Consider the following 26,833-nt stretch of genomic DNA (forward strand, 5'->3'; position numbering starts at 1 on the left):
GGTACCCGACCGATCACGCGCTCCTCGGGGAGCGGCGAACCGGCCACGCGCGTGCGCGGGCCATCTCGCCGATCCCGCGCGCCCGCCGGTGACCCCCGAAACCCGACACGGTGTCCGGGTGATTTCAGGCACGCCGGGAATTGTCTTCCGCGTTCTCGCGAGATAGCTTTACATTCAGGTGTGGAGACACCGCTCTTCTGAAAGGTTTGATTCCATGGCACAGAAGGTCCAGGTTTTCCTGGTCGACGACCTCGACGGCGGCGAGGCCGAGGAGACGGTGACGTTCGGTCTGGACGGCTCCGTGTACGAAATCGACCTCAGCGCGGGTAATGCGGCCAAGCTCCGCGAGGCCCTTACTCCGTTCGTCGACGCCGCCCGCAAGGCTCCGGCCAAGGCGTCCCGCAGCGCGGGCCGCCGCACCGGCAGCCGGAATGCTCCCAGCCGTGAGCGCAGCGCCGAGATTCGCGCCTGGGCGAAGGCCGCGGGCAAGCCCGTCAATGAGCGCGGCCGTATCCCCGCGGCGATCGTCGCCGAATATGAGGCCATCAAGGGCTAGGTTTGCCGCCGACCCCCGGTTCGCCGAAATGTTGTCAGGTCTTGATCGAATTACGGTCGGTACCTGCCGGGGGAAGACACCCGAACCCGACCATCCCCGGGCCGCGGCGCGGCCCAGTGACACGGGATGCCAGGGGATACGCCGGGCCCGACGGGTCCTTCGGGCGGTACGGAGCGCCGGACAGGGCTCCGCGCCGATGGCAGCGCTCCTGCGACCCCGCGACTCCAGACCTCCGCCGCCACACCCACGCGCTGGGCCGGACGGCGAGGCGGAGCGGGGCAGCGCGCCGGAGCGCCGCGACGCCGCCTCCGCGCGCGACCGCCCACGAACGATCGGGACCGCACGCGACCTCCCGGTTGCGGGGAAGGGCACTCGCTTCCGGTCCCGCGGCCCCGGTCGCGGGACCCGAGTCCCACACCATCCCCGCTCCGGTCGACGGCGCGCATTTCCCGCTTTCCCCGCCCGAACGGTCCGGTCGGAAGAACAACACGCGGCTTGTTCGCTCAGAGCCGATAACGCTTACACGTGCGCGGTCCGGGCACTCCTGTGACACAGGGAGAGCCCGGGCCGTTCGCCTTCGGCGTACAGGGAAATCTGGCGCCGCAATTGGTAGTTGGATGTTGGGTGAACGCCCTATCGTCGGGGAAAGTCTCTGGCACGGACGGCTGCGGCCGACCGTACGGAGGCCTACGTCTGGTCGGCAGCCGGTCGACCGTACGGACGGGTGCGACAGCGCTCCCCGGGGCGGTTCATCCCTGTGGGGCCGATATGCGGAAGAGTTGGGTCGGAGTGAACCGTCCCTGCCTGACCGCTCTGTAGAGGAGCGACGAGACATGTTCGAGAGGTTTACCGACCGCGCGCGGCGAGTGGTGGTTCTGGCCCAGGAAGAGGCCAGGATGCTCAACCACAACTACATCGGTACGGAGCACATCCTGCTCGGTCTCATCCACGAGGGTGAGGGCGTCGCCGCCAAGGCTCTGGAGAGCCTTGGTATCAGCCTCGAAGCGGTTCGGCAGCAGGTTGAGGAGATCATCGGCCAGGGGCAGCAGGCCCCGTCGGGGCACATCCCGTTCACCCCGAGAGCCAAGAAGGTCCTGGAGCTGTCGCTGCGCGAGGCGCTTCAGCTGGGCCACAACTACATCGGTACCGAGCACATACTGCTGGGCCTGATCCGCGAGGGCGAGGGCGTCGCCGCCCAGGTCCTGGTCAAGCTGGGCGCGGACCTCAACCGCGTGCGCCAGCAGGTCATCCAGCTGCTGCACGGCTACCAGGGCAAGGAGCCGCAGGCCACCGGCGCCTCGTCGGAGTCCACCCCCTCCACCTCGCTGGTGCTGGACCAGTTCGGCCGCAACCTGACCCAGGCCGCCCGGGAGAGCAAGCTCGACCCGGTCATCGGCAGGGACAAGGAGATCGAGCGGGTCATGCAGGTCCTGTCCCGCAGGACCAAGAACAACCCGGTCCTGATCGGTGAGCCCGGCGTCGGCAAGACGGCCGTGGTCGAGGGTCTGGCCCAGAAGATCGTCAAGGGCGAGATCCCCGAGACGCTCAAGGACAAGCAGCTGTACACGCTGGACCTGGGCGCGCTGGTCGCGGGCAGCCGCTACCGCGGTGACTTCGAGGAGCGCCTCAAGAAGGTGCTCAAGGAGATCCGCACACGCGGCGACATCATCCTGTTCATCGACGAGCTGCACACGCTGGTCGGCGCGGGCGCGGCGGAGGGCGCCATAGACGCCGCCTCCATCCTCAAGCCCATGCTGGCCCGGGGTGAGCTCCAGACCATCGGCGCGACCACGCTGGACGAGTACCGCAAGTACCTGGAGAAGGACGCCGCGCTGGAGCGCCGCTTCCAGCCCATCCAGGTGGACGAGCCGACCATCAAGCACGCCATCGAGATCCTCAAGGGCCTGCGCGACCGCTACGAGGCCCACCACCGGGTCTCCATCACCGACAGCGCGCTGGTGGCCGCCGCGCAGCTGGCCGACCGCTACATCAGCGACCGGTTCCTGCCGGACAAGGCGATCGACCTCATCGACGAGGCGGGCTCGCGGATGCGCATCCGCCGGATGACCGCTCCGCCGGACCTGCGCGAGTTCGACGAGAAGATCGCCGGGGTGCGCCGCGACAAGGAGTCCGCGATCGACGCGCAGGACTTCGAGAAGGCGGCGTCGCTGCGCGACGACGAGAAGCAGCTCCTGGGCAAGAAGGCGCAGCGGGAGAAGGAGTGGAAGGCCGGCGACATGGACGTCGTGGCCGAGGTGGACGAGGAGCTCATCGCCGAGGTCCTGGCCGCCTCCACCGGCATCCCGGTCTTCAAGCTCACCGAGGAGGAGTCCTCCCGGCTGCTGCGCATGGAGGACGAGCTGCACCGGCGCGTCATCGGCCAGGAGGACGCCATCAAGGCGCTCTCCCAGGCGATCCGCCGTACCCGCGCCGGGCTCAAGGACCCCAAGCGCCCGGGCGGTTCGTTCATCTTCGCCGGCCCGTCCGGTGTGGGTAAGACCGAGCTGTCCAAGACGCTGGCCGAGTTCCTGTTCGGGGACGAGGACGCGCTGATCCAGCTGGACATGTCCGAGTTCATGGAGAAGCACACCGTCTCGCGGCTGTTCGGCTCCCCGCCCGGGTACGTGGGCTACGAGGAGGGCGGCCAGCTCACCGAGAAGGTGCGCCGCAAGCCGTTCTCCGTGGTGCTCTTCGACGAGATCGAGAAGGCCCACAACGACATCTTCAACTCGCTGCTCCAGGTGCTGGAGGAGGGACGTCTCACCGACGCCCAGGGTCGCAACGTCGACTTCAAGAACACGGTCATCATCATGACGACCAACCTGGGCACCCGGGACATCTCCAAGGGGCAGGCCATGGGCTTCGCCAAGGAGGACGACGCCCAGACCAACTACGAGCGGATGAAGGCCAAGGTCAGCGAGGAGCTCAAGACCAACTTCCGGCCCGAGTTCCTCAACCGTGTGGACGACATCATCGTCTTCCACCAGCTGACGGAGAAGGAGATCTTCCAGATCGTGGATCTGATGATCACGAGCCTGGACAGCCGTCTCAAGGAGCGGGACATGGGGATCGAGCTGCGGCCCAAGGCCAAGCAGATCCTGTCCGAGCGCGGGTTCGACCCCGTGCTGGGCGCCCGTCCGCTGCGCCGGACGATCCAGCGGGAGATCGAGGACCAGCTGTCCGAGAAGATCCTGTTCGGCGACCTCAAGGCGGGTCAGATCGTGGTGATCGACGCCGAGGGCGAGGGCACGGACGCCAAGTTCACCTTCAAGGGCGTGCCCAAGCCGGCCGCGGTGCCGGACACGCCCGAGGTCGAGGAGTCGGCCGCGGGCAAGCGGGAGTAGCGCCGCCCGACCGCCCGTGACTTCGGGGGCACCCCTTCGGGGGTGCCCCCTTCGTCGTGCGGGGCCGGGGCGTGTCGGGCGGACGCCGCGCGTCCGGCCGCGGGGTGTGCGTCCGCCCGGCATGTTCTAGGGTGCGAACGTGACTCATCCAGATCCCCGACAGCACGATGCGTGGCAGGCGCGGCAGCCGCAGCCCGGACCCGCTCCACACGGTCCCCGGCCGGGTGAGGCTCCCCCGGGGCACCACGGCGCGGTTCCGCCGGGCGGTCCGCCTCCCGGAGGCCAGCCCCCGACCGGCGGTCCGCCTCCCCCGGGGCAGGTCCCCCCGGGCGCGGCGCCGCCGCCCCTGGGGCCGCAGGGTCCCCACGGCGGTCCGCCCGGCCCCCAGGGTCCCTACGGTCCGCCAGGCCCGTACCCGCACCAGCCCCAGCCGGGCGGGAAGGGCGGGACCGGCCTGATCATCGGGGCCGTGGTCCTGGTCGTCGTCCTCATGCTGGGCGGCGGGATCGCCGCGGTGTGGCTGTTCTCCGGCGGTGGCGGCGGAACCTCCGCGGAGGGCATCGGTGAGGTGCGGTACTACGAGGGCCTGTCCAGCGAACACGTGGACGAGGGCGAGACGGTCGACTACGGGATGTTCCCGCCCGCGGGCGGGCCGCACTACCCGATCTGGCAGAACTGCGGCGTCTACGACCAGCCCCTGCGCGCGGAGTACGTCGTGCACGCCCAGGAGCACGGCGCCGTGTGGATCGCCTACGACCCCGGGCTCTCCCAGGCGCAGGTCCAGACCCTGGCCGGGTACTACTCGCCCGGCGACTACCTGGTGGTCAGCCCCGTGGAGGGCCTGCCCGCCCCGGTGGTGGCGTCGGCCTGGGGCTCCCAGATCCTGCTGGAGGACCCCGAGGACCCGCGCCTGGTGGAGTACCTCGTGGAGTTCGTCCAGGGTGAGAACACCCCCGAGCCGGGCGCGCCGTGCAGCGACGGCCACTCCGGCACCGAGACCGGCCCCGCGGGGGAGACCGGGACCGCCGCGGCGCGGTACTCCGGCCCGCGGACCTGAGACGCCCCTCCCGGCCGCGCGGACCGGGGACGGCACCGGGGCCGGGGCGCGCCTGCCTCCCGGCCGCCCCGTGCGGCCGTCGCGCGGCGACCGGCCCCTGGCGACCGGGCGCGCTCAGCCCGGCAGGGCGTACCGGCCGTCGTCCAGGGGGTCCACCAGGCCGTCGGACACCAGCGCGTCCAGGGCCCGCTCGCGCTGGACGTGGTCGTCCCAGACCACGTCCAGCGCGCCCTTGGGCACCGGGTGGGCGGAGTCGCGCAGCACCGCCAGCAGCCGTCCGCGCACCTGCCGGTCGGTGCCCGCGTAGGTCTGGCCGCGCCGGGGAGGACCGTCGTAGGCGGGCTTGCCCGCGAGCCGCCAGGCGCACTGGTGGGCGATCGGGCAGTCCGCGCACGCGGGCGTGCGCGCGGTGCACACCAGCGCCCCCAGCTCCATGACGGCCACGCCCCAGCGGGCGGCCACCGAGGGCGCGGACGGCAGCAGGGACTCGGCGAGGGCGGTCTCGGCCTTCGTCTGGGTTTTCGGCGGGTACTGGACCCCGGTTTCGGCTCTCGCCAGGACACGTCGAACGTTCGTGTCCAGAATGGCGTGCCGCTGACCGAAGGCGAAGCTCGCCACCGCCGCCGCGGTGTAGGAGCCCACGCCCGGCAGGGACAGCAGGGTGGCGTGGTCCTCGGGGACCCGCCCGCCGTGTTCCCCGGTGATCGCCACCGCGCACGCGTGCAGGCGCAGCGCCCTGCGCGGGTAGCCGAGCCGGTTCCACATGCGCACAGCCTCCCCGGAGGGCTCCCGTGCCAGGTCGGCCGGGGTGGGCCAGCGCTCCATCCAGGCGGTCCAGGCGGGCAGGACACGCACCACGGGCGTCTGCTGGAGCATGATCTCGCTGACCAGGATCGACCACGGAGAGGCGTCGGGCCGTCGCCAGGGGAGGTCGCGGGCGTGGCTCTCGTACCACGCCAGAACCGGGGTGCTGTAAGGGTTATCGCTCATCTTTAACTGGGAATCGGCGGGTTGAGTAGGTGAGGTACACGCAAAACCGCAATACTACGGCGCATGGCGTCAAGTACCGGACAACCAGGAGCCGTCAGCCGCGAGACCTACTGGAAGCGGCGAGCCTTCGTGCTGGCCGGGGCCCTGTTGTTGCTCGCGCTCATCGCGTACGCCTGCCGTCCCTCCGGGGAGGAGAGCGGCGAGCCGACCCGCTCGGACGCGGGCATCGAGGCCTCCCCCAGTGTCTCACCCACCGAGCCCTCCGCGGACGCGAGCGAGGAACCCGAGGCCGACCCCTCCGAGGGGGCGGGGGAGAGCGCCGACCCCTCCGATGACGCTGAGGACTCCGGCGGCTCCGCGGCCGGCGACGGCGGCTCCGCCGAGGGCGGAGAGGGTGGCGAGGTGCCCGCTCCGGAGCGCCCCGAGGACGTCTGCCGCCCGCAGGACATCGTGGTGACCTTCGAGTACGCGGAGGAGGACCAGGAGGTCTACGGGTCCGGCGCCAACCCGGGCTTCAAGATCACCGTGGTCAACACCGCCGAGCAGACCTGCACCGTGGACGTGGGCGGCGAGGCCATGGAGATCCGCATCCACTCGGGCGACGACCGGATCTTCTCCACCGCCGACTGCGCGGAGAACAAGAGCGCGGAGAAGCGCCAGATCAGCAGGGGCGTCCCGCACGAGTACACGTTCACCTGGGAGCGGATGCGCTCCTTCGAGGACTGCCGCGGCACCGAGGCCTCGGCCCAGCCCGGCTGGTACCGGGCCAACCTGCACGGGGACTACGCCGGGGACCAGCCCGAGCTCCCCTTCCAGCTCAAGGCCTGAACCGCCGCACACCGCGGGGCCGGGGCGACGCACACCCCCCGGCCCCGCGGTGACGGTTCCGCGGAGCGGTGGACCCCCCTTTACGCCATGGGAGTCGGAGGATACCCTTTCCCCAGTTGGGAGCGCTCCCAAGCGGGCGCTCCTCCGGGGGTGCCCGCTCTCGTCCTCCAAGGAGTCCCCACGTGAAGAACCTCCTCGTACGGACCCCGGCCCCGGTCGCGGCGCCCGCCGTGCCCGCCCGGGCCGGCGGTGGCACGGCGGAGGGAGGCGGGACGCGATGATGCGCTACCGCGGACCGGCGGAACTGACGGTCGTCCGCCACGGGCAGAGCGTGTTCAACGCCGCCCTGGCCGCCGCCGCGCGCGACGGCGGACGCCCGGACGCGGCGGACCTGCCCGCGCGCAACGCCGACGTGGACCTCACCCCGCTGGGCGTGCGCCAGGCCCGCGCCGTGGGCTCGGGCTGGCTGGCGTCCCTGCCCGGCGACCGGCGGCCCGGCGTCGTGTTCTCCTCCACCTACCTGCGCGCCCGCCGCACCGCCGGACTGGCGCTGGAGGCGGCCGGGCTGGTCCTGCCCGTGCACCTGGACGAGCGGCTGCGCGACCACGACGGCGGCCCCTTCACGTTCATGACCCCGGCCATGGTCGCCGAGTACGACCCCGAGGAGGCGTCCCGGCGCCTGGTCGACCGGACGCACCACCGACCCGAGCGCGGCGAGTCCCTGGCCGACGTCCTGCTGCGGCTGCGCTCGTTCCTGCGGGACCTGTGCGCGGAGTACCCGGGCGAGCGGGTGCTGCTGTTCGCCCACGAGCCCGTCGTGGTCCTGCTCCGGGGGATCCTGGAGGGCCTGGAGGAGGACGAGGCGTGGCGGACGAGCCGACGGGAGCCCGCGGCGGCGGCCTCGGTCAGCCGCTGGACGGCCGACGCCGGGGGAGACCTGCGGCCCGACGGCTACGGAGTCGTGGGGCACCTGTCGGGGGTGTCGGCGCGAGAGTGACGGGGATTCCGACATAACCCCGCATTCTCTGCTTTTCGCCCGGCATTCGGGTCGGTCCGCAACCCCGGTGCGGGGAAATTCCGGCGACCTCGCGGAAAAGCGACAGCTTCGCGTAATGGTTCGATTACCATCCGTGCTGTCTGGAATCCGCACGTCCCTGGAGGCTGTCGTGAATCGCATCGTCCCGGCCCTGGCCGCCGCTCCCGTCCTCGCGCTGGCGCTCGCCGCGCCCGCGCACGCCGCCGAGGCGGCGCGGGCCGGTGAGAGCGGCTACATCCTGCGCGTCCACGGCCTCACCACCGGCGAGACGCGTGAGGTCACCCTGGTGTGCTCCCCCGTCGCCGCGGGCACGCACCCCAGAGCAGCCGAGGCCTGCGAGGCCATCGCCGAGGCCGGTTCGCTGGCGGCGGTCGAGGGTGAGGAGCAGGCCTGCCCGTTCGTCTACGACCCGGTGGTCGCCGTGGCCTACGGCACCGAGGACTACCGCGAGGAGTTCTCCAACGAGTGCGTGCTCCTGAGCGAGAAGGGCGTGGTCTTCGACTTCTGACGCGCCGGTTCGCGGGGGATCCGCGCTCAGTCCCCGTCCCGGGGGGCGCGGGCCCGCCGCGACCGCCGGGCCACCCGGCTCAGGGCCTCGCTCAGCTCCTCCACCTCGTGGACGCGGATGCCCGGCACCGGGTCGCCGAAGTGCTTGGGCACGACCGCCTCGGTGAAGCCGAGCCGCTGCGCCTCCGCCACCCGGCGCCGCACGCCGCTCACGGTGCGCACGTCGCCCGCCAGGCCCACCTCGCCGATCGCGATGAAGCCGACGGGCAGCGCGACGTCGTTGTTGGAGCTGGCCGCAGCCATGGCCAGCGCCAGGTCCACGGCGGGCTCGGTCAGCTTCACACCGCCCACGGTGGAGGCGTACACGTCCATGTTGGCCAGCTTCATGCCCGTGCGCTTCTCCAACACCGCCAGGATCATGTTCACCCGCGAGGTGTCCAGGCCCGAGGTGGCCCGGCGCGGCGCGGGCAGCGGGGTCGGCGCGACCAGGGCCTGGACCTCGGTGATGAGCGGCCGCCGCCCCTCCAGGGTGACGGTGACGCACGTGCCCGGCACCGGGTCGGTGCGCTCGGTGAGGAACAGCCCGCTCGGGTCGGGCAGGCCGACGATGCCGGACTCGGTCAGCTCGAAGCAGCCGATCTCGTCGGTGGGCCCGTAGCGGTTCTTGACCGCGCGCAGCAGCCGCAGCTGGGAGTGGCGCTCGCCCTCGAAGTGCAGCACCACGTCCACCAGGTGCTCCAGCATCCGCGGACCGGCGATGGACCCGTCCTTGGTGACGTGTCCGACGAGCACCGTGGCGATCCCGCGCTCCTTGGCGATCTGGATCAGCGCGCCGGTCACCTGGCGGATCTGGGTGACGCCGCCCGGGACACCGGTGGTGTCGGGGGAGACCATGGTCTGCACCGAGTCCACGATGAGCAGCCGGGGGCCGACCGCGTCCACGTGGCTGGCCAGGGCGGCGATGGAGGTCTCGGCGGCCAGGTAGAGCTTGTCGGAGAGCGCGCCGAGCCGCTCGGCGCGCAGCCGCACCTGTCCGGCCGACTCCTCCCCGGTCACGTACAGCACGGGGCCCTCGGCCGCGCGCATCGCGGCGACCTCCAGCAGGAGGGTGGACTTGCCCACGCCGGGCTCACCGGCGAGCAGCACCACGCCGCCCGGGACCGCGCCGCCGCCCAGGACCCGGTCGAGCTCGTCGACGCCGGTGGGGACGGCCTCGGCGCTCTCCACGCTGATCTCGGTGATGGGCCGGGCCCGGGAGGTGACGGGCGCGGGCGCGACGGCGGAGGGCGCCGGGGCGCCCGCCTCCTCGACCGTGCCCCAGGCCTGGCACTCGCCGCAGCGGCCCACCCACTTGAGGGTGCTCCATCCGCACTCCGCGCACCGGAACGTGGTCTTCGCTGCCTTCGCCATGGTGGCCACGCTAGCGGCTTCCTGGGACAACTCCGCCGGAAGGAGTCAAGGGACCTTTCGGAGACACATGAAAGTTACCTACGAGTTAGGCGCCTTATCCCGTAGGTCGTGTTAAAGAATTCCTAGGGTCCGACAGCTCCAACGCCCCCGCTCCATGGAGAGGAAACCCGCGTGCCCCGTACATCCGCCACCGCCGCGCCCCGATTCCCGCGCCGTGCCCTGGTCCCCGTGGCCGTCGCCGCGCTGAGCGCGTCTCTGGTCGCCGCGCCCGCCGCCGCCGAGACCGCGCAGGCGCCCGCCTTCGACAGTTACGTCTCCCTCGGCGACTCCTTCGTCGCCGGTCCGCTCATCCGGGAGGAGAGGGTCAGCAGCAGCATGCCGCTGCTGGGCTGCCTGCGCACGTCCAACAACTACCCCACGATGCTCGCCGAGCGGATGGGCATCACCGACTTCACGGACGCCAGCTGCTCGGGCGCGGTCGTCAACGATCTCTACGAGCCGCAGTTCGACGACACGCCGCCCCAGCTCGACGCCCTGACCCCGGAGACCGACCTGGTCACGGTCGGGATCTCGGGCAACGACTTCGGCTTCTCCGAGGTGCTCATCGAGTGCGCCAAGCAGAGCCTGAGCAACCCGCTGGGCGACCCGTGCGCCGAGCACTACGGCGACGAGCTCGACCAGCGCGTCGAGGACCTGCGGCCGGAGGTCGCGGGGGTCTACGCCGACATCGCCGAGCGCAGCCCCGACGCCACGGTCCTGGCCGTGGGCTACCTCCAGATCCTGCCCGAGAGCAAGGGCTGCTGGCCGAGCACGCCCATCGCGTGGGGCGACGTGCCCTTCCTGGACCGGGCGCAGACCGCGCTGAACGCGATGATCGCCGAGGAGGCCGAGGCCCAGGGCGCGGTCTTCGTGGACGTCTTCGAGCGCGGCCACGACGTCTGCCAGTCCTCCGACACCCGCTGGGTGGAGGGCCTGATCCCCGAGAACGGGGCCCCGGTGCACCCGAACTACCTCGGTATGCAGGCCACGGCGGACTTCGTGGGAGCCGAGCTGGGGGTCCCCGCGCCCGTGGACGACGCCGCGTGACCCGGGGTGATCGGCCGCCGGGGAGGGGAGTCCGTTCGGTGGTGACCTGAGTGCTTTCGTCCCCCGAAGGTCAAGGACTCTTTACCGTCTTTGGCGGCCGATCACGCTACGGAGAGTGACATATCGCGTGGTCTGTGTGACGAATGGTGAGGGCGTCGCGACGGGGAGATCCGCGTCACAGTGACGTGGGCGCCGCGACGCTCCGAGCGAGAGCGGGAGAACCACCGTCATGCGAATACCGCGACACCACGAGCAAACGCAGGCCTGTCGTCCCACGGATCCGGGGCGGCAGGCCTCGCCCGTTCCTCCGCGTCGTGGCGGCGGGCGCGCGCTCGCCGTCGCCGCGCTCACCGCCGCCGCCCTGACCGCCGGTACGGCGCCCGCGCTGGCCCAGCCGCCGCAGCCGGTGCGACCGGCGCAGCAGGCCGCGCCCACCGCGCAGGACTCCGCCGGACCCCGACGCGTCCACATGTCGCTGTCCAGGTCGACGGTGGAGGACGCCATCGACGCCGCCGAGTCCAAGAAGGGCACCCCCTACCGCTGGGGAGGCACCGGCCCCAACGGCTTCGACTGCTCGGGACTCGTCCAGTGGGCCTACAAGCAGGCCGGGGTGGACCTGCCCCGCATCGCCCACGACCAGGTCGGCGCCGGGACCCGGGTCTCCTACTCCAACGCCCGCAGGGGCGACATCCTGTACTGGGCCGACAGCGGCGGCTACGCCTACCACGTCGCCATCTACCTCGGTGACGGGCGCATGATCGACGCGCCGAACTCGGGGGACCACGTCCGCGAGCGGCACGTCCACGAACACGGCCTCGCAGGCGCCGTACGGCTGTGAGGCGGGCGGGCCTCGCGCAGCGCGCTGACGGCCCCCGCACGCGCCGGGGAGTGAACCCGGCCAAGGTCCGACCGCCCCGACGACGTGGCGGTCGGCAACCACGAACCAGGGCTCCGCGGGTGCACCCGCGGGCCCTCCCACCACCGCCGCGCGACCGCGACCCGCACCCTCCGTGGGGGAGGGCGTGGGGAGAACGGCACGCCGCGTTCACGCGGGCGGTACGCACGCGAGGGGTGTTAGCGCATACTCTGGTTGGCGTGAGCCCTATCCAGGTCCCAGACGCGCCCGTCGTCCTGTCGTCGGCGTCGGTCTACCCGGAGAAGACCCCGGCCGCCTTCGAGATCGCCGCGAAGCTGGGGTACGACGGCGTGGAGGTGCTCGTCTCCTCCGATCCGGCAAGCCAGGACATCGACCTCCTACGGCGCCTCTCGGACTACCACCAGATCCCCGTCACCGCGGTCCACTCACCCTGCCTGGTCCTGACCCAGCGGGTGTGGGGCAGGGAGCCCTGGGGCAAACTCGTCCGCTCCAAGGAGATGGCCGAGGCCCTGGGCGCCAAGACGATCGTGGTGCACCCCGCCTTCCGATGGCAGCGCGACTACGCCCGTGAGTTCGAGACCGGTATCTCCCGCATGCAGGACGAGACCGACGTCGTCTTCGCCGTGGAGAACATGTACCCGGTGCGCGTGCGCGACCGCGAGGTCGTCCCCTACGCGCCGAGCTGGAACCCGCTCGACCGCGACTACCCCGACGTCACGCTCGACCTGTCGCACACCGCCATGTCCGGCTCCGACGCCATGGACATGGCCAAGCGCCTGGGCGACCGCCTCTCCCACATCCACGTGGCCGACGGCATCGGCGGCCAGAACCTCGACGAGCACCTCATCCCCGGGCGCGGACGCCAGCCGGTGGGCGAGCTGCTGGAGTACCTGGCCGGGAACGGCTTCGAGGGCCAGCTGGTCCTGGAGGTCAGCACCCGCAAGGCCCCCGACCGCCAGGCGCGCATGCGCGAACTGGCCGAGGCCCTGGCCTTCACCCGGCTGCACTTCGCCCGGACCGCGGGCCCCGGCGACCGGCCGCGCGACCGCCGCGAGCGCATCGCGCTGCTGCGCCGCGCCCCCTCGGCGCCGCCCCGCCGCTTCGCGGTCGACGAGGGCGGCACCGTGGACGACGAGGGCACCGTCGACCCCGAGTGAGGGCCGGGTGTCCACGGAGTGGGATCCGGTGTCCACACGGGGTCACCGGTGCCGTTAGCGTGGAGGCATCCGCAGGAAGGACCTTCATGATCGCCATCATCGGTGCCGGGAAGATGGGCGAGGCTCTGCTCGCCGGAATGCTGGCCACGGGCCACACGCCGGAGGACGTCCTCGTCACCGAGCCGCGCGAGGAGCACGCCGGGGAGCTGCGCGCCCGCTACGGGATCGAGGTGGTCCCGGCCGCGGACGCGGCCAAGCGCGCCGACACCCTCCTGCTCGCGCTCAAGCCCCAGGACATGGTGGCGCTGCTGGACGACCTGGCGCCGCGCCTGTCCTCCTCCTGCCTCGTGATCTCCGTCGCGGCCGGGATCACCACGGCCGTGCTGGAGGAGCACCTGCCCTCCGGGACCCCCGTCGTCCGGGCGATGCCCAACACGCCCGCCCTGATGGGGCAGGGGATGACCGCGATCGCGGGCGGCGCCCACACCGGTGAGGCCCACCTGGACCGCGCCGAGGCGCTGCTGGGCACGGTCGGCGACGTCATCCGCGTGGGCGAGCAGCACATGGACACCGTCACCGCCATCTCCGGCAGCGGCCCCGCCTACTTCTACTTCATCGCCGAGACGATGATCGAGGCCGGTGTGGCGATGGGGATGCCGCGCGCCACCGCGCAGAAGCTGGTCGGCCAGACCATCACGGGCGCCGCCGCGATGCTCAACGGCTCGGGCGAGCACCCGGTCGTGCTGCGCGAGGCCGTCACCTCGCCGGGCGGCACCACCGCCGCCGCGCTGCGCGAGCTGGAGCGGCACGGCGTGCGCACGGCCTTCACCGACGCCATCGAGGCGGCCCGGGACCGCAGCAGCGCGCTCTCCGGAAGCTGACGAGGCCCCGGGGCCGGGCGAAGCGTGCCGTCGGGGCCGTTCCGCCCGGAGGCGGGGAGGGAGCGCGGGCTGGCGCCGCGCCTCCTCAGGGGGCGCGGAGCGGCCCGGTGACGGCGGCCCGGCACCCGTGGAGCCGGCCTTGGCGGTGCCGGCCGGTCGGGACCGCCGCTTCGGCGGGGGCCCAGGCCCGCCCCGCCGCGGTGAGATGGCCGGAAGCGGCCCGCCCTGGAAGGTCCGATGTCGGGGGACCTGGGTAGTGTCTTCGGTGAAGGGTGTACACGGCCCCCTCGGTCCCGTACGCGCGGGATCTCCCCCATCTCCTGATTCCAGGGTCCTCCATGACTTCTCCCCCTCCCCCGCCCGACCCTTCCCAGCCGCCCGGCGGAGGCTTCCCGCCCCCGGGGCCCACGCCTTCCGGCCCGACCGGCGCCAACCCCGCGGGGAGCGTCCCCACAGGAGGCGACCCCGCGGGGGGTGACCCCGCCCAGGGCGGTCCGACCGGCGCCGACCCGGCCGGAGGGGCCTTCCACGGCGGTGCGCCGACCGGCGGTAGGCCCGCCGGGGGCGCGCCCACCGGGGGCACACCCGCGGGCGGGATGTACTCGGGCGGTGCGCCCGGCCCGCCTCCGGGCGGTATGCCCCCCGGAGGCCCGCCCCCCATGGGGCCTCCTCCCGGCGGCAGGCCGCCCGGCATGATGCCGCCCCCGGGCGGGATGCCCCAGGGCGGTCCGCCCCCCATGGGACCGCCGCCGGGCGGGCCTCCCCCCGGCGGCATGCCCCCCGGCGGGCCTCCTCCGGGTCAGTTCGGCCCGCCGCCGCCCCCGAGGCCGCCCAGGCTCGGCCTGTTCTCCTCCCCGTCCGCGCTGCGCACCTCGCTGCTCAACGCCTCGGGCATGGGAGCCGGGTACGTCTACCTGCGCCAGTGGCCGTTCTTCGCCGCCGCGCTCATCATCACCCTCGGCCTGCTGGTCACCGCCGCCGTCCTCGGCGCCGCCGACAACCTCCTGCTGTGGGCGTCGATCTTCGCGGCCTGGTTCGCCGCCGCGGCCGTGCACGGCCTGTTCGCGGGGCGTGCCCGCGACGAGCGCCTGCTCGGCGGGGGGGAACAGCCCTCCAAGCGGGCGCTGCCCCTCCTCACCGCCGCCGGACTGGCGCTCGCCCTGCTGGTGACCCTCACCGGCGTGTGGCAGGCGGGGGAGTGGCGGCTGCGCGTCGCCGACGCGGCCCACGCCCGCGGCGAGTGCGCGACCTCCGAGGCGGTCGCCGCCTACGGGAGCGTGGAGGACCTCTTCCAGCTCTCCTTCTCCCCGTCGCTCATGTCGCGCGCCCGCGCTGGCGCCGAGGCCTGCGCACTCCTGGACCTGGCCCAGTCCGACGTGGCCAACGAGGCGTACGCGCAGGCCCTGGACTCCTACGCCGCCTACTTCGAGCACCCCGCCGCCCGCTGGGAGGACACCGACGGCGAGGTCGCCGACATCCACCTCTCCTACGCCGCCGACCTGGTGGCCTCGGCCGAGGAGGACTTCGACGGCGAGGTCACCGACGGGTACCGCGAGAGCATGCGGCGGGCGCACGAGATCTACACCGTGATCCCGGCGGACTACGAGGGCACCGAGGCCGCGGGACAGGTCCCCACCGCCCTCACCGAGCTCTACGACACCGGCACCTCCGAGTACGCCGCCGAGAACTGGTGCGCGGGCTTCGACCAGATCGACATGTTCTCCGACCTGGCCTGGGACACCGTCCCCGAGATCGCCGAGCGCATGACCGCCGAGCGCCCCGACGCCGCCTTCAACTGCGGCTGGGACAGCGTGGACGGCGGCTCGCTCGACACCGCCGACGAGATGGTCGCCCTCCTGGAGGCGGAGTACCCCGACCACGAGACCGACGAGGTCGAGCGGATGGTCACCCACATCGGCGCCGGGCGCATCGAGGAGAGGATGGACGCCATGACCTCGCTCGGCGAGGCCGACTTCGCGCCCGTCCCCACCGCCAGCTCCGGCAGTGACAAGAGCGTCCTGGAGATCACCAACAACACCCCGTACGAGATGCAGTTCCTCTACGTCGGGCCGGACGCGGTCCACGAGGAGATCATCACCCCCGCGTGCGAGGACTGCGAGGTCTACAGCTCGCCGCCCTCGGGCAACTCCTGCTTCGACGACGGCGACGTCATGCGCGTCGAACTCGAACCGGGCGAGTACCGGGTGCTGCTCACCTCGAAGGACTCGTTCTTCGGGGCGGTGCCCCTGCACGGCACCGTCGACCTCTCCGGCGGCGACCTGTACGAGTCCTGCTACTTCGTCACGGAGTAGCCGGGCCCCGCGGTCCGGTAGCCCGGACGCCGCGGTCCGGCACGGGGGCCGACCCCCGTGCCGGACCGGGCAGCCAACCCCGGGGTTCGTCCACGCGTGCGGTTGTGCGTACTGTGTGCTTCGGAGCACGCACACCTGAAACGGGGGTCACCACATGGGAGGGCGCACGTCCTGCTCGCTTCGGGTGGCATGGGACGACGGACTCACGGCCTACGACTTCGGTCCGCAGCACCCGATGGCGCCGATACGCGTCGAGCTGACCATGGCGCTGAGCCGCGAACTCGGCGTGCTGGACGCGCCGGGGGTCGGGCTCCTGGACGTCGAACCCGCCTCGGACGAACTCCTGTCCCTCGTGCACGACCCCGCCTACATCGAGGCGGTCAAGCGCGCGGGCCGCACGCTGGAGCCCGACGACGCCCACATGCTGGGCACCTCCGACAACCCCGTCTTCAAGGACATGCACGACGCCGCCGCGCTCATCTCCGGCGCGTCCGTGGCCGCCGCGCGGGCGGTGTGGAGCGGGGAGACCGCGCACGCGGCCAACATCGCGGGCGGCCTGCACCACGCCATGCGCGGCAACGCCTGGGGCTTCTGCGTCTACAACGACCCCGCCCTGGCCATCGCCTGGCTGCTGGAGCAGGGGGCCAAGCGCGTCGCCTACGTGGACGTGGACGTCCACCACGGCGACGGCGTCCAGAACGCCTTCTACAACGACCCGCGCGTGCTCACCATCAGCCTCCACGAGTCCCCGGCGACCCTGTTCCCCGGCACCGGCCAGGCCTCCGAGACCGGCGGCCCGGACGCCGAGGGGTACGCGGTCAACGTCGCACTGCCCGCGGGCACCGGCGACAACGGCTGGCACCGCGCCTTCGACGCCGTCGTGCCGCCGCTGCTGCACGAGTTCCAGCCCGAGATCCTGGTGACCCAGCAGGGCTGCGACACCCACGCCCTGGACCCGCTCGCCAACCTCACCCTGAGCGTGGACGGCCAGCGCCGCGCCTACGCCGAGCTGCACGAGCTGGCCCGCAAGACGGCGGGCGGCCGCTGGCTGCTGTTCGGCGGCGGCGGGTACGGGCTGGTCCACGTCGTCCCCCGCGCCTGGACCCACCTGCTGGGCGAGGCCGCGGGCCGTCCCGTCGACCCCGACACCGAGACCCCGCAGCGCTGGCGCGACTTCGTGCGCCAGCGCACGGGGGAGCTGGCGCCGCTGTACATGACCGACGGGCGCGAGGTCGTCTTCGACCACTTCGTGGACGGCTACGACCCGGGCGACCCGGTGGACCGGGCCATCCACGCGACCCGGACCGCGGTCTTCCCCAGCCACGGGATCGACCCGAGCCTGTAGGGGGCGGCCCTTCGGCGTCGTCGCGGTTCGGACCGCCGATCCGGTGCCGGCAGGGGTTCGCGGGGCTCCGGACGGCTCACGGGACGGCTCCCATAACACCCCGGTGTCGACCGGCGTGAATTCCGGAGGAGCCGCGCGTGTCGCGTCCGAAGCGGGTAGGACAGAGGTTGAATACCGGGCGAACAGGAGCAGGCGCCGTGGTGGCCGCCCAGCGTGGCGCACGCTCGCTGCGCAGACGAGGAAGGGGAGCGCCAGGTGACGCCGCCGACACGCGCTGAACTGATCACCTATCTGGTGCGCACGGGAATCGCCGGGCACGTCGACACCCCGCGCCAGAACAACCTGCGGCACTACCGGCGGCTCGTCCAGAAGGACCCCTACCACCAGTTCGGCCTCACCTTCTCCCACGACTGGACCTACTCCGAGGTCCTGGCGCTGATGAGCAAGCGCTGCGGCGTGGTGGCCGACGAGGAGTACGTGTGGGGGATCGACACCATCGACCCCGACCTGACCATCGACGCCCTGGAGGCCTTCGCCGACCGGCTGGCCCTGGCCGCCGAGCGCCGGGAACGGGTCCTGTTCGCCACCGGCCACCCGCGCAACCTCCGCGAGACCTACCGCGCCTGGAAGGACGCCCTCGCCGAGCGCGGGTGCCAGATCCTCACCGCTGGCGGCGGATACTCCTACGAAGTGACCACAGAGCGCCCTCCGAATCGGCGGATCGTGGTGTGGGAGGACGACATCGCCATCGTCACGGACGGTCGTCTCGCCCGCCACAGCCACCACCCCTTCGCCATGCGTGCCATCCTCGCGGACCTCGCGGACCGCGGTGAGGCATGGCCGCAGTTGGTCATCGCCGATCACGGGTTCGCGGGTGCGGCGGGTGAGGCGGGAGTGCCCGCGATGGGCTTCGCCGACTGCAACGACCCCGCCCTCTTCCTCGCCGAGGCCGAAGGGAAACTACTGGTCACGGTGCCTTTGGACGACGGTTACCTGACCGAGGACTACGCCCCTCTGCGCGAATACGTTCTCGCCCGGGCCGGTCTCCTGTGAGCAGGGGGAGACCATTTATACCCACCGTTAAACCTCATCCGACCCGCCATCAACACATAGCGCCGAAGACAGGCCCAACGGCCTTTCGCTGAGGCGAACTCGGCTCTACTCTGAAAACGGACGTGTCAGTAGTGACAGCGTGACACGCTGGCATGGTTTGGGGCGGGTACACCGGGGTCGCCGCCGCACACCACGCCGGTCCCAAGGGTAGACAATGCTCACGTCCGGGAATGAGGGCGTCGAAAGATGAACGGGAGCAAGCCGCCTCTCGAAGAGGTCAGGTTCCTGACCGTGGCGGAGGTAGCCACGATCATGCGTGTGTCCAAGATGACCGTTTACCGAATGGTGCACTCGGGAGTTCTCCCCGCGATTCGCGTGGGGCGTTCCTACCGGGTCCCCGAGCGGGCCGTGCACGACTACCTCCGCGAGGCTTTCGTCGAGGCTGGTTGATCCAGGGCCCGGCCGACCGGGGCCGCCCCCCGGCCCCCGGTCAGCCGACACACCCGGGGGCGGTGACTGACGGACACCGCCCCCACCGGGGTCTTCTCCCCCCGCCCCCACGCGCGCCGTCCGGCGCGCGGCAGGGCCGTCCCCACCCCCACCGGCCGCGGTCCCCCCTTGTGCCGGGGCGGCCGAACGGGCCCCAGGGCATCTACTACACTTTGTCGTTGTTGTAGTCCGCCCTGTTCACACCCCGTTCGCGAGGTCCCCTCGATGCCCAGCACCAGCACCGGTACGCGCCGAAGCCGTGCCGTGCCGCGCCTGGCGGCGGCCGGACTGGCCGCCGTACTCGCCCTGACCGGCTGCGCCGGGGGCAACGAGATCCAGGCCAGCGACGAGGAAAACCGCTTCATCTCCGGAGACGGCAGCGCCACCACCTTCGAGACCGCCGAGCGCACCGAGGCGCCCGAGGTCACCGGCACCACCCTCGACGGCGAGGAGGTCGCCCTCGGCGACTACGAGGGAGGCATCGTCGTCCTCAACGTCTGGGCGAGCTGGTGCGGCCCCTGCCGCGCCGAGCAGCCGGTCCTGGACGAGGTGCACGCCGAGTACGCGGACCTGGGCGTGGACTTCCTCGGCGTGAACATCAAGGACGACGAGACGGCCGCGCGGTCCTACCAGGAGAGCATGGGCGTCCCCTACCCGAGCCTGTACGACCAGCCCGGCGCGGTGCCCCAGGCCTTCCGCGACACCGTGCCCCCGCGCTCCATCCCCAGCACCCTCGTCATCGACCCCGAGGGCCGCATCGCCGCCCGCGTCATCGGCCCGACCACCTACGGCCAGCTGACCGAACTGCTCAACCCGCTGGTGGTCGAGTTCGACTTCGGCGACCCGGAGGAGCGCCCCCGCGTCGCGGAGCAGGAGGCCGGGGAGACGGCCTCCCCGGAGGAGGCCGATCCCTCGGACGCGCCGTCCGAGGCGGACCAGGGCTCCGGCGGCTCCGGGGACGAGGGCTGATGGACCCCATCGGCACCACCGTCCTCACCGGCTCCCTGCTGGCCGCGATCCCGCTGGCCCTGGCCGCGGGCCTGGTCTCCTTCCTCTCGCCCTGCGTGCTCCCTCTCGTGCCCGGCTACCTGTCCTACGTGACGGGGATGAGCGGCGCCCAGGTGCGCGAGCGCACCGCCTCGACCGCGGGGGGCGGCACCGCCACCGTCGCCGACGTCGACGCCGAACTGGCCTCCCGCCGCTGGACCATGGTCACGGGCAGCGTCCTGTTCATCGCCGGGTTCACCCTGGTGTTCGTCGCCGTCGGCGGCTTCATCGGCTGGCTCGGCGAGATCCTCATGGACTACACCGACCCCATCACACGGGTGCTCGGCGTCCTCACCGTCGTCCTGGGCCTGGCCTTCATGGGCGTCGTCCCGGGCTTCGGACGCGAGTTCCGCTTCCACCGCCTGCCGCGCGCCGGACTGGCGGGCGCGCCGCTGCTCGGCGTCCTGTTCGGCCTGGGCTGGACCCCCTGCATCGGGCCGACCCTGGCCGCCGTGCAGACCCTCGCCTTCGTCGAGGGCGGCGCCGGGCGCGGCATGCTGCTGTCCCTGGCCTACTGCGTCGGCCTCGGGCTGCCGTTCGTCCTGGCCTCCCTCCTCTACCGGCGCGCGCTGGGCACCTTCGACTGGCTCAAGCGCCGCACCCGCACGGTCACCGTGATCGGCGGGGCCATGCTCGTCCTGGTCGGCCTGGCGATGGTGACCGGTCTGTGGACGCAGCTGACCATCGCCATGCAGGGCTGGGCCGCCGACTTCCAGACGGTGATCTGATGAGCACGACCGCGAACGACCAAGGGGCCGGGACCGCCGCCCAGAACGAGGAGGGCGCCCGGCCGCGCCCCAAGGGCCTGGGCGCGGTCGGCTGGCTGCGCTGGATCTGGCGCACCCTGACCTCGATGCGCACCGCCCTGATCCTGCTGTTCCTGCTGGCGGTCGGGGCCATCCCGGGCTCGATCCTGCCGCAGAACGTGGTGAGCGTCGACGAGGTCAACACCTACTTCCAGGAGAACCCCGAACTGGCGCCCTGGCTGGACCGGTTCTACCTCTTCGACGTGTTCTCCTCGCCCTGGTACGCGGCGATCTACCTGCTGCTGTTCGTCTCCCTGGCGGGCTGCGTGCTCCCCCGCGCGCTGGCGCACGCCCGCGCGGTGCGGGCCCGCCCGGTGCGCACGCCCAAGAACCTGGGCCGGATGCCCTACGCCGCCGCGTTCACCACCGACGCCGACCCCGAGACGGTGCTGGAGCAGTCCCGCAGGGTCCTGCGGGGTTACCGGACCGAGCGCTACGGCGACTCCCTCTCCACCGAGACCGGCTACCTGCGCGAGGCCGGGAACGTCCTGTTCCACCTCGCCCTGCTGGGCCTGCTGCTGGCCCTGGCCGCCGGGTCCTTCCTCGGCTACCGCGGCAACATGCTCCTGGTGGAGGGCGACGGGTTCGCCAACACCCTGACCTCCTACGACGCCATCTACCCCGGGCACTGGACCGACACCGACTCCCTGGAGCCCTTCTCCATCCACCTGGACGACTTCGAGGCCTCCTTCATCGAGGACGGCGACCTGCGCGGCCAGGCCGAGTCCTACGTCGCCGACCTCACCTACAGGGAGGCGCCCGACGCGCCGCAGGATCGGCACCGGCTGGAGGTCAACCACCCGCTGAGCGTGGCGGGCGTGCAGGTCTACCTGCTCGGCCACGGGTACGCGCCGGAGTTCGAGGTGCGCAACGCCGAGGGCGACGTGGTCTTCGACCAGGCGGTCCCCTTCCTGCACCGGGACACGGCCTCCTACACCTCCGACGGCGTGGTCAAGGTGCCCGACACCGGGGGCGAGCAGCTCGGCTTCGTCGGCGTGTTCCTGCCCAGCGCGGTGGAGACGTCCGAGGGGGAGATGGTCTCCAACTTCCCCGGGGCCCAGAACCCCCGGATCACCCTGGAGGGCTACCAGGGCGACCTGGGGCTGATCGACCCGCAGTCGGTCTACCAGCTGCGCACCGGCGGCATGGAGGAGCTGGGCAGCTCCCCCGTGATGGGGATCGGGGACACCTGGGAGCTGCCCGAGGGCGCCGGGTCGATCACCTTCTCCGGATACAAGGAGTACGTCAGCCTCCAGATGAACCGCGACGGCGCCCGGCTGCCCGCGCTGACCGCGGCCTCCCTGGCCGTCGCCGGGCTGGTCATCACCCTGTTCGTCCGCCCGCGCCGCGTGTGGGTGCGCGCGACCCGGGGCGGGGACGGCCGCACCCACGTGGAGCTGGCCGCCCTGGGCAAGACCGAGGCGGCCGGCAACAACGTGGAGTTCCACGAACTCACCACGGAACTCGCCGGACGGCTCCGGAGCCGGTCCGACGGGGACTCCGGCTCCGGACCGGACAGCCGTCCGGCTCCCGGCCCGGACTCCGACCCGGATCCCGTTCCGGGCTCCGACCCCCATCCGCCATCCGACCCGCCAGAGTCGACCACACAAGGGAGTGACCGGTGACGTACACACTCGCCGCACAGGTGGACGAGGTGATGACGTCAGTCAGTGACTCGTTGATCATCGCGATGATCGTCACGTACGCGGCTGCGCTGTTCCTCTTCGCCATCGAGGCCGCCTACGGGAAACGCACCAGGCTCAAGGCCGGTCGGCTCATGCCGGTCAACGCCGGTGCCGAGTCCGGCGCCGACGACGGCATCGAGGTCAACGTCCGCAGCACCGAGGTGGAGGCCAGGGCCTCCCAGAGCGTCTTGGGCAAGATCGCCCTGGGCGTGACGACGTTCGGCTTCGTGATGGGCGTCGCCCAGATCATCGCCCGCGGCATGGCCGCCGGGCGCTGGCCCTGGGGCAACATGTTCGAGTTCGTCGTGGCCCTGTGCCTGGTCGCGGTGGGCGGTCTGCTCTTCGCCTCCTACCGGTACCAGGCGCGCTTCCTGGGCGCGTTCGTGCTGGTCCCGGTGCTCATCCTGCTGGGCATCGGCGTCCGCTGGCTGTACGTGGACCCGGGCCCGCTCATCCCCGCCCTGCACTCGTACTGGGTGCCCATCCACGTGACCGCGACGATCATCGCGGGCGGCGCCTTCATGGTCTCCGGCGCGGCCGGCGTCACCTACCTCGTGGCGCACCGGGCCGAGGCCAAGCGCGCGCTGGGCGAGCAGGTGGCCGGTATCGCGGGCCGCCTGCCCAGCCCCGAGCTGCTGGACCGGATCTCCCACCGGTTCATCCTCTTCGCCTTCCCGCTGTGGACCTTCGGCATCATCGCCGGTTCCATCTGGGCCGACGAGGCCTGGGGCCGCTTCTGGGGCTGGGACCCCAAGGAGGTCTGGTCGTTCATCTCCTGGGTGATCTACGCGGCCTACCTGCACGCCCGGGCCACCGGCGGCTGGCGCGGACCCAAGGCCACGTGGATCAACGTGGTGGGCTTCGCGACCATCCTGTTCAACTTCTTCGCGGTGAACTACATGTTCAGCGGTCTGCACTCCTACGCCTGACCCCTAACCCGCGCACGGGGCCCCGCCACGGCGGGGCCCCGTGCGCTTCGGGGCTCCGCGTACTCCGTGCTCAGGCGGGCGGGGGAGCGGTGGACCCGCGCACGACCAGGCGGGTGTCCAGGGTGACGGTGCCGGGGGAGTCCCCGCTGCTGATGCGGTGCAGCAGCAGGTCGATGGCGGAGCGCCCGGCCGCGGCGGTGGGCATGTCGACGCTGGTCAGGTCGCAGTGCCGGGCGGTGTGGGTGTTGTCGACGCCGACGACGCTGAGGTCGCCGGGCACGGACGCGCCCAGGTCCCGCAGCTCCTGGACCAGACCGAGGGCGACCAGGTCGTTGTAGGCCAGGACGGCGGTGGCGCCGAGGTCCAGCACCTCCCGGGCGGCGGCCGCGCCGCCCTCCTCGGTGGGCTGGTTGGGGCCCACGCCGTGCAGGACCAGGCCGCGGCGCAGGGCGGCCTCCTCCGCCGCGCGCTCCAGGCGCTGGTTGGTCCACGACGCGCGCGGTCCGGTGAGCAGGGCGATCTCGCGGTGGCCGAGGGTGGCGAGGTGGTCCACGGCCTGCCCGGCGCCCGAGGCCACGTCCATGAGGACGGCGGGCAGCCCGGCGGGCTGGCGGTTGACGACGACGAAGGGCACGTCGGCGCTCAGCTCCGCGATCAGGCGGTTGCTCAGGCGCGGTGCGACCAGGAGCGCGCCGTCCACCTGGGTGGCCATGGAGCGGATCAGCTCCTCCTCCACGCGGGCCTGCTCGTCGGTGTCGGCCACGAACACGTGGTGGTCGCTGCGGCGGGCGTGGGCCTGCGCGGCCTTGATCAGGGGCGGGAAGAAGGGATTGGCGATGTCGGCGACGATCAGCCCCAGGTTGCCGGTGCGGCGGGTGGACAGGGCCCGCGCGGCGCGGTTGGGCCGGTAGCCCAGGGCGCTGGCGGCGGCGAGCACGCGGGTCCGGGTGTCGGCGTTGACCAGGTGCGCGGCGGAGAAGGTCCGGGAGACGGTGGAGACGTGCACCCCGCTCGCCAGGGCGACGTCCTTGATGGTCACGGCCACCCGTGGCCTCCTTTGCTGGGGAACGGTTCCGAGGCTACTGGCAACCGGTTGTGGTTGGCCAGTGCGTGCTTTCAGGTCTGGTGCCTGGTTTTCCGGGGTTTTCCCGGGTGGGAGGGGTTGACGCCGGTCCGACTCCTAGGAGATGTTCATGCAACCGTTTGCAGTCCCCCCTGAGGAGAAGAAACATGCGCAGGCTCGCACTCCCTCTGAGCGCGGTGTTGGTGATGACCGCTGTCGCGCCCGTCCAGGCGGCGCCCGACGTGGGCAGGCAGGTCCTGCCCGAGGGCGACGGCTGGGCCTCGGCCGGAGGCGGGACGACGGGAGGCGCGGACGCCTCCCCGGAGAACGTCTTCCGCGTCTCCACGGCGCAGGAGTTCCGTGAGGCGGTGAGCGGAGACGAGCCCAAGATCGTCTACGTCGAGGGTCTCATCGACGCGAACACGGCGCCGGACGGCACGCCCCTGTCGTGCGGGGACTACGCCGTGGACGGCTACACGCTGGAGGGCTACCTGGCCGCCTACGACCCCGAGGTGTGGGGCTGGCAGGACCCCAGCGGCCCGCTGGAGGAGGCCCGCGAGGCCTCGGCCGACGCCCAGGCGGAGCGGATCCGGGTGGAGGTCGGCTCCAACACGACCGTGGTCGGGGCCGGGGACGGCGCCGAGATCACCGGGATGAGCATCCGGGTGATCGGCGCGCGCAACGTCATCCTGCGCAACCTCACCCTGTCCGACACGCACGACTGCTTCCCCGGCTGGGACCCCGGCGACGGCGGCGAGGGCAACTGGAACTCCGAGTACGACCACCTGGAGGTCTCCGGCTCCACGAACGTGTGGATCGACCACAACACGTTCGACGACGGCGACAACCCGGGCTCGGAGCTGCCGGAGTACTTCGGGCGCCGGTACGAGGTGCACGACGGCCTGCTCGACATCGTGCGCGCCAGCGACCTGGTGACGGTGTCGTACAACCACTTCGAGGGCAGGGACAAGGCCATCCTGGTGGGCAACAGCGACGGCCGCACCACCGACCGCGGGTACCTGCGCACCACCTGGCACCACAACCACTTCGACAGCCTGGGCCAGCGGGCGCCCCGCGTGCGCTACGGACAGGTGCACGTCTACAACAACCACTACACGGTGGCCACGGACCTGTACCAGTACAGCCTGGGCGCGGGCTTCGAGTCGCACCTGTACGCGGAGAACAACCTGTTCGACCTGCACGACGGCATCTCGGCCGGGGAGATCGTCGGCAACTGGGGCGGCACCGACATCGTGGAGCACGGGAACGCGGTGATGGAAAACGGCCGCGGGCGCGTCACGGAGGTGGACCTGGTGGGGGCGCACAACGAGGCCTATCCCGACCAGGCGCTGGGCACCGACCTGACCTGGGTGCCGCAGTTCTCCACGCGGGTGGAGCCGGTGCACGCGGTCCGCGGCGTGCCGCGCGAGGCGGGCGCCGGGGTGCTCTGAGTCCGGCGCTCCCGGCGTGGTCGCGTACCCCGGGAGCCGGGCCCGCCCGACCCCGTCCGGGCGGGCCTTCGCGGTTACAGGGGCTGGTCGTCGACCTTGATGTCCCACTGGACGTCGTTGCCGTCGACAGAGGTGGTCGTGACGGTCACGCCGTAGTTCATCCCCCCGTCCACGAGGTTGCAGCGGATCTCGGCGCCCACCTCCGCGGGGAGGCCTTGGGAGCAGGAGAAGTCCTCGGGGGCCCGGCCCACCGCCGCCTCCAACTGCGCTGCCGACTGCTGGGCGACCTGCTCGGCGGGGACGACCCCGTCGCTCGCGGCGCTGGTGCCACCGTCCCCGCCGGTGTCCTCGCCCGCGCCGTCCTCGGCGGCGGTGTCCCCGGCCGGGGCGTCGTCGACCTCGATGTCCCACTGGACGTCGTTGCCGTCGACAGAGGTGGTCGTGACGGTCACTCCGAGGGTCTGGCCGTCGGCGGTGAGCTCACAGCGGATCTCGGCGCCCACCTCCGCGGGGAGGTCCTCGGGGCAGGTGAAGCCGTCGGGGGTCTGGCCCACCTCCTCGGCCAGCATCTCGCTCGACCGCTCGGCGACCTGTTCGGCGTCGACCGCGCCGGTGCCGAACTGGAACGAACAGCCGGTTGACAGGAGCAGGGAGACCGCGCCCAGGGCGGTTCCGGTGATGACTCGACGTTGTCCGGCCTGCCGCATCGCGGCCTCCTCAGTGTTCGGCGGTGTGTACGGGTGTGGACGCCGAACACGAGGAGCGGGTTCCGGAGCGGATGGCTCCGATACGGGGCTGTGACATCGGTGTCCGGCCCGTCCGTGCGGTGCTGCGCCGGGGAACCGGCCGTGCGGCGGGCACGGGCGCCCCGCGCAAGCCCGGACGCGCCTGCTCCGGGTTCGGGGATCGGGAAGGGGGTACACA

General features: G+C 72.1%; 23 protein-coding genes. 19 read left to right on the plus strand and 4 right to left on the minus strand.

Annotated elements, in window-relative coordinates:
• Positions 1-214 precede the first annotated feature (214 nt).
• The 3 genes from EV372_RS13240 to EV372_RS13250 all read left to right on the plus strand — a co-directional run bounded on the left by EV372_RS13240 (position 215) and on the right by EV372_RS13250 (position 4,957).
• Positions 215-556 (plus strand): histone-like nucleoid-structuring protein Lsr2, encoded by a 342-nt coding sequence (locus tag EV372_RS13240; RefSeq protein ID WP_013155980.1) that lies wholly within the window; start codon positions 215-217, stop codon positions 554-556.
• 833 nt (positions 557-1,389) lie between these two features.
• Positions 1,390-3,900, plus strand: coding sequence for an ATP-dependent Clp protease ATP-binding subunit (locus EV372_RS13245; protein WP_013155981.1), 2,511 nt, complete (start codon positions 1,390-1,392; stop codon positions 3,898-3,900).
• Between the two features lie 346 nt (positions 3,901-4,246).
• Positions 4,247-4,957 (plus strand): thioredoxin-like domain-containing protein, encoded by a 711-nt coding sequence (locus EV372_RS13250; RefSeq protein WP_130398907.1) that lies wholly within the window; start codon positions 4,247-4,249, stop codon positions 4,955-4,957.
• Between the two features lie 114 nt (positions 4,958-5,071).
• On the opposite strand, the gene EV372_RS13255 is transcribed toward EV372_RS13250, so the two are convergent.
• Positions 5,072-5,947, minus strand: a complete 876-nt coding sequence (locus EV372_RS13255; protein WP_130396254.1) for an HhH-GPD family protein — start codon at positions 5,945-5,947, stop codon at positions 5,072-5,074.
• Between the two features lie 129 nt (positions 5,948-6,076).
• Between EV372_RS13255 and EV372_RS13260 the strand changes: the two genes are divergently transcribed.
• The 3 genes from EV372_RS13260 to EV372_RS13270 all read left to right on the plus strand — a co-directional run bounded on the left by EV372_RS13260 (position 6,077) and on the right by EV372_RS13270 (position 8,319).
• Positions 6,077-6,775, plus strand: a complete 699-nt coding sequence (locus EV372_RS13260) for a hypothetical protein (protein WP_197044416.1) — start codon at positions 6,077-6,079, stop codon at positions 6,773-6,775.
• A 277-nt stretch (positions 6,776-7,052) separates the two neighbouring features.
• Positions 7,053-7,772 (plus strand): histidine phosphatase family protein, encoded by a 720-nt coding sequence (locus EV372_RS13265; protein ID WP_486483976.1) that lies wholly within the window; start codon positions 7,053-7,055, stop codon positions 7,770-7,772.
• A 169-nt stretch (positions 7,773-7,941) separates the two neighbouring features.
• Positions 7,942-8,319: an SSI family serine proteinase inhibitor gene (locus EV372_RS13270; protein ID WP_130396256.1), complete on the plus strand. Its 378-nt coding sequence runs from the start codon at positions 7,942-7,944 to the stop codon at positions 8,317-8,319.
• Between the two features lie 26 nt (positions 8,320-8,345).
• Here EV372_RS13270 and radA read toward each other — a convergent pair whose 3' ends face one another.
• Positions 8,346-9,728, minus strand: coding sequence for a DNA repair protein RadA (gene radA, locus EV372_RS13275; RefSeq protein WP_130396257.1), 1,383 nt, complete (start codon positions 9,726-9,728; stop codon positions 8,346-8,348).
• Between the two features lie 171 nt (positions 9,729-9,899).
• Between radA and EV372_RS13280 the strand changes: the two genes are divergently transcribed.
• The 12 genes from EV372_RS13280 (at position 9,900) to ccsB (ending at position 23,395) form a co-directional block, all read left to right on the plus strand.
• The gene (locus EV372_RS13280; RefSeq protein ID WP_130396258.1) at positions 9,900-10,814 is read left to right on the plus strand and encodes an SGNH/GDSL hydrolase family protein; all 915 of its coding nucleotides are present in this window, start codon (positions 9,900-9,902) and stop codon (positions 10,812-10,814) included.
• A 229-nt stretch (positions 10,815-11,043) separates the two neighbouring features.
• A complete protein-coding gene (locus EV372_RS13285) occupies positions 11,044-11,652 on the plus strand; it encodes a C40 family peptidase (RefSeq protein ID WP_130396259.1) in 609 nt (202 codons plus the stop codon).
• Between the two features lie 257 nt (positions 11,653-11,909).
• Complete coding sequence (locus tag EV372_RS13290; protein ID WP_130396260.1) at positions 11,910-12,848, plus strand: sugar phosphate isomerase/epimerase family protein; 939 nt, start codon at positions 11,910-11,912, stop codon at positions 12,846-12,848.
• Positions 12,849-12,934: 86 nt separating this feature from the next.
• Positions 12,935-13,729: a pyrroline-5-carboxylate reductase gene (gene proC, locus EV372_RS13295; RefSeq protein WP_130396261.1), complete on the plus strand. Its 795-nt coding sequence runs from the start codon at positions 12,935-12,937 to the stop codon at positions 13,727-13,729.
• A 773-nt stretch (positions 13,730-14,502) separates the two neighbouring features.
• On the plus strand, positions 14,503-16,041 hold the full coding sequence (locus EV372_RS13305; RefSeq protein ID WP_130398909.1) for a DUF1109 domain-containing protein: 1,539 nt from the start codon (positions 14,503-14,505) through the stop codon (positions 16,039-16,041).
• Positions 16,042-16,225: 184 nt separating this feature from the next.
• Positions 16,226-17,386: an acetoin utilization protein AcuC gene (locus EV372_RS13310; protein ID WP_130396262.1), complete on the plus strand. Its 1,161-nt coding sequence runs from the start codon at positions 16,226-16,228 to the stop codon at positions 17,384-17,386.
• A gap of 255 nt (positions 17,387-17,641) precedes the next feature.
• A complete protein-coding gene (locus EV372_RS13315; RefSeq protein ID WP_130396263.1) occupies positions 17,642-18,439 on the plus strand; it encodes a phosphatase in 798 nt (265 codons plus the stop codon).
• A 246-nt stretch (positions 18,440-18,685) separates the two neighbouring features.
• Positions 18,686-18,889, plus strand: a complete 204-nt coding sequence (locus EV372_RS13320) for a helix-turn-helix domain-containing protein (protein ID WP_013155995.1) — start codon at positions 18,686-18,688, stop codon at positions 18,887-18,889.
• Positions 18,890-19,153: 264 nt separating this feature from the next.
• Positions 19,154-19,897 carry a TlpA family protein disulfide reductase gene (locus tag EV372_RS13325; RefSeq protein ID WP_275101149.1) on the plus strand — a complete coding sequence of 248 codons (744 nt, stop codon included), beginning with the start codon at positions 19,154-19,156 and terminating at the stop codon, positions 19,895-19,897.
• A complete protein-coding gene (locus tag EV372_RS13330; protein WP_130396264.1) occupies positions 19,897-20,703 on the plus strand; it encodes a cytochrome c biogenesis CcdA family protein in 807 nt (268 codons plus the stop codon). The genes EV372_RS13325 and EV372_RS13330 overlap by 1 nt, the downstream gene beginning before the upstream one ends.
• On the plus strand, positions 20,703-22,406 hold the full coding sequence (gene resB / locus EV372_RS13335) for a cytochrome c biogenesis protein ResB (protein ID WP_130396265.1): 1,704 nt from the start codon (positions 20,703-20,705) through the stop codon (positions 22,404-22,406). The genes EV372_RS13330 and resB overlap by 1 nt, the downstream gene beginning before the upstream one ends.
• Positions 22,403-23,395: a c-type cytochrome biogenesis protein CcsB gene (ccsB, locus tag EV372_RS13340; RefSeq protein ID WP_130396266.1), complete on the plus strand. Its 993-nt coding sequence runs from the start codon at positions 22,403-22,405 to the stop codon at positions 23,393-23,395. Before resB ends, ccsB begins: the two co-directional genes overlap by 4 nt.
• A gap of 70 nt (positions 23,396-23,465) precedes the next feature.
• On the opposite strand, the gene EV372_RS13345 is transcribed toward ccsB, so the two are convergent.
• A complete protein-coding gene (locus tag EV372_RS13345) occupies positions 23,466-24,440 on the minus strand; it encodes a LacI family DNA-binding transcriptional regulator (protein ID WP_130396267.1) in 975 nt (324 codons plus the stop codon).
• A gap of 185 nt (positions 24,441-24,625) precedes the next feature.
• On the opposite strand from EV372_RS13345, the gene EV372_RS13350 reads away from it, so the two are divergent.
• Entirely contained in the window at positions 24,626-25,909 is a 1,284-nt protein-coding gene (locus tag EV372_RS13350; protein WP_130396268.1) for a pectate lyase family protein, read from the plus strand.
• A 74-nt stretch (positions 25,910-25,983) separates the two neighbouring features.
• Here the strand turns inward: EV372_RS13350 and EV372_RS13355 are convergent, their stop codons facing one another.
• Positions 25,984-26,616 carry a DUF4333 domain-containing protein gene (locus EV372_RS13355; RefSeq protein ID WP_130396269.1) on the minus strand — a complete coding sequence of 211 codons (633 nt, stop codon included), beginning with the start codon at positions 26,614-26,616 and terminating at the stop codon, positions 25,984-25,986.
• Positions 26,617-26,833: the final 217 nt, after the last annotated feature.

It is taken from the genome of Nocardiopsis sp. CNZ308, assembly GCF_004217075.1.

What these genes read in the sequence shown, in the direction of transcription:
- EV372_RS13240 (WP_013155980.1), top strand. Translation starts at nt 215, where the DNA reads ATGGCACAGAAGGTCCAGGTTTTCCTGGTCGACGACCTCGACGGCGGC.
- EV372_RS13245 (WP_013155981.1), top strand. Translation starts at nt 1,390, where the DNA reads ATGTTCGAGAGGTTTACCGACCGCGCGCGGCGAGTGGTGGTTCTGGCC.
- EV372_RS13255 (WP_130396254.1), bottom strand. Translation starts at nt 5,947, where the DNA reads ATGAGCGATAACCCTTACAGCACCCCGGTTCTGGCGTGGTACGAGAGC.
- EV372_RS13265 (WP_486483976.1), top strand. Translation starts at nt 7,053, where the DNA reads ATGATGCGCTACCGCGGACCGGCGGAACTGACGGTCGTCCGCCACGGG.
- radA (WP_130396257.1), bottom strand. Translation starts at nt 9,728, where the DNA reads ATGGCGAAGGCAGCGAAGACCACGTTCCGGTGCGCGGAGTGCGGATGG.
- EV372_RS13285 (WP_130396259.1), top strand. Translation starts at nt 11,044, where the DNA reads ATGCGAATACCGCGACACCACGAGCAAACGCAGGCCTGTCGTCCCACG.
- proC (WP_130396261.1), top strand. Translation starts at nt 12,935, where the DNA reads ATGATCGCCATCATCGGTGCCGGGAAGATGGGCGAGGCTCTGCTCGCC.
- EV372_RS13305 (WP_130398909.1), top strand. Translation starts at nt 14,503, where the DNA reads ATGCCCCCCGGCGGGCCTCCTCCGGGTCAGTTCGGCCCGCCGCCGCCC.
- EV372_RS13320 (WP_013155995.1), top strand. Translation starts at nt 18,686, where the DNA reads ATGAACGGGAGCAAGCCGCCTCTCGAAGAGGTCAGGTTCCTGACCGTG.
- EV372_RS13325 (WP_275101149.1), top strand. Translation starts at nt 19,154, where the DNA reads ATGCCCAGCACCAGCACCGGTACGCGCCGAAGCCGTGCCGTGCCGCGC.
- EV372_RS13330 (WP_130396264.1), top strand. Translation starts at nt 19,897, where the DNA reads ATGGACCCCATCGGCACCACCGTCCTCACCGGCTCCCTGCTGGCCGCG.
- resB (WP_130396265.1), top strand. Translation starts at nt 20,703, where the DNA reads ATGAGCACGACCGCGAACGACCAAGGGGCCGGGACCGCCGCCCAGAAC.
- EV372_RS13350 (WP_130396268.1), top strand. Translation starts at nt 24,626, where the DNA reads ATGCGCAGGCTCGCACTCCCTCTGAGCGCGGTGTTGGTGATGACCGCT.
- EV372_RS13355 (WP_130396269.1), bottom strand. Translation starts at nt 26,616, where the DNA reads ATGCGGCAGGCCGGACAACGTCGAGTCATCACCGGAACCGCCCTGGGC.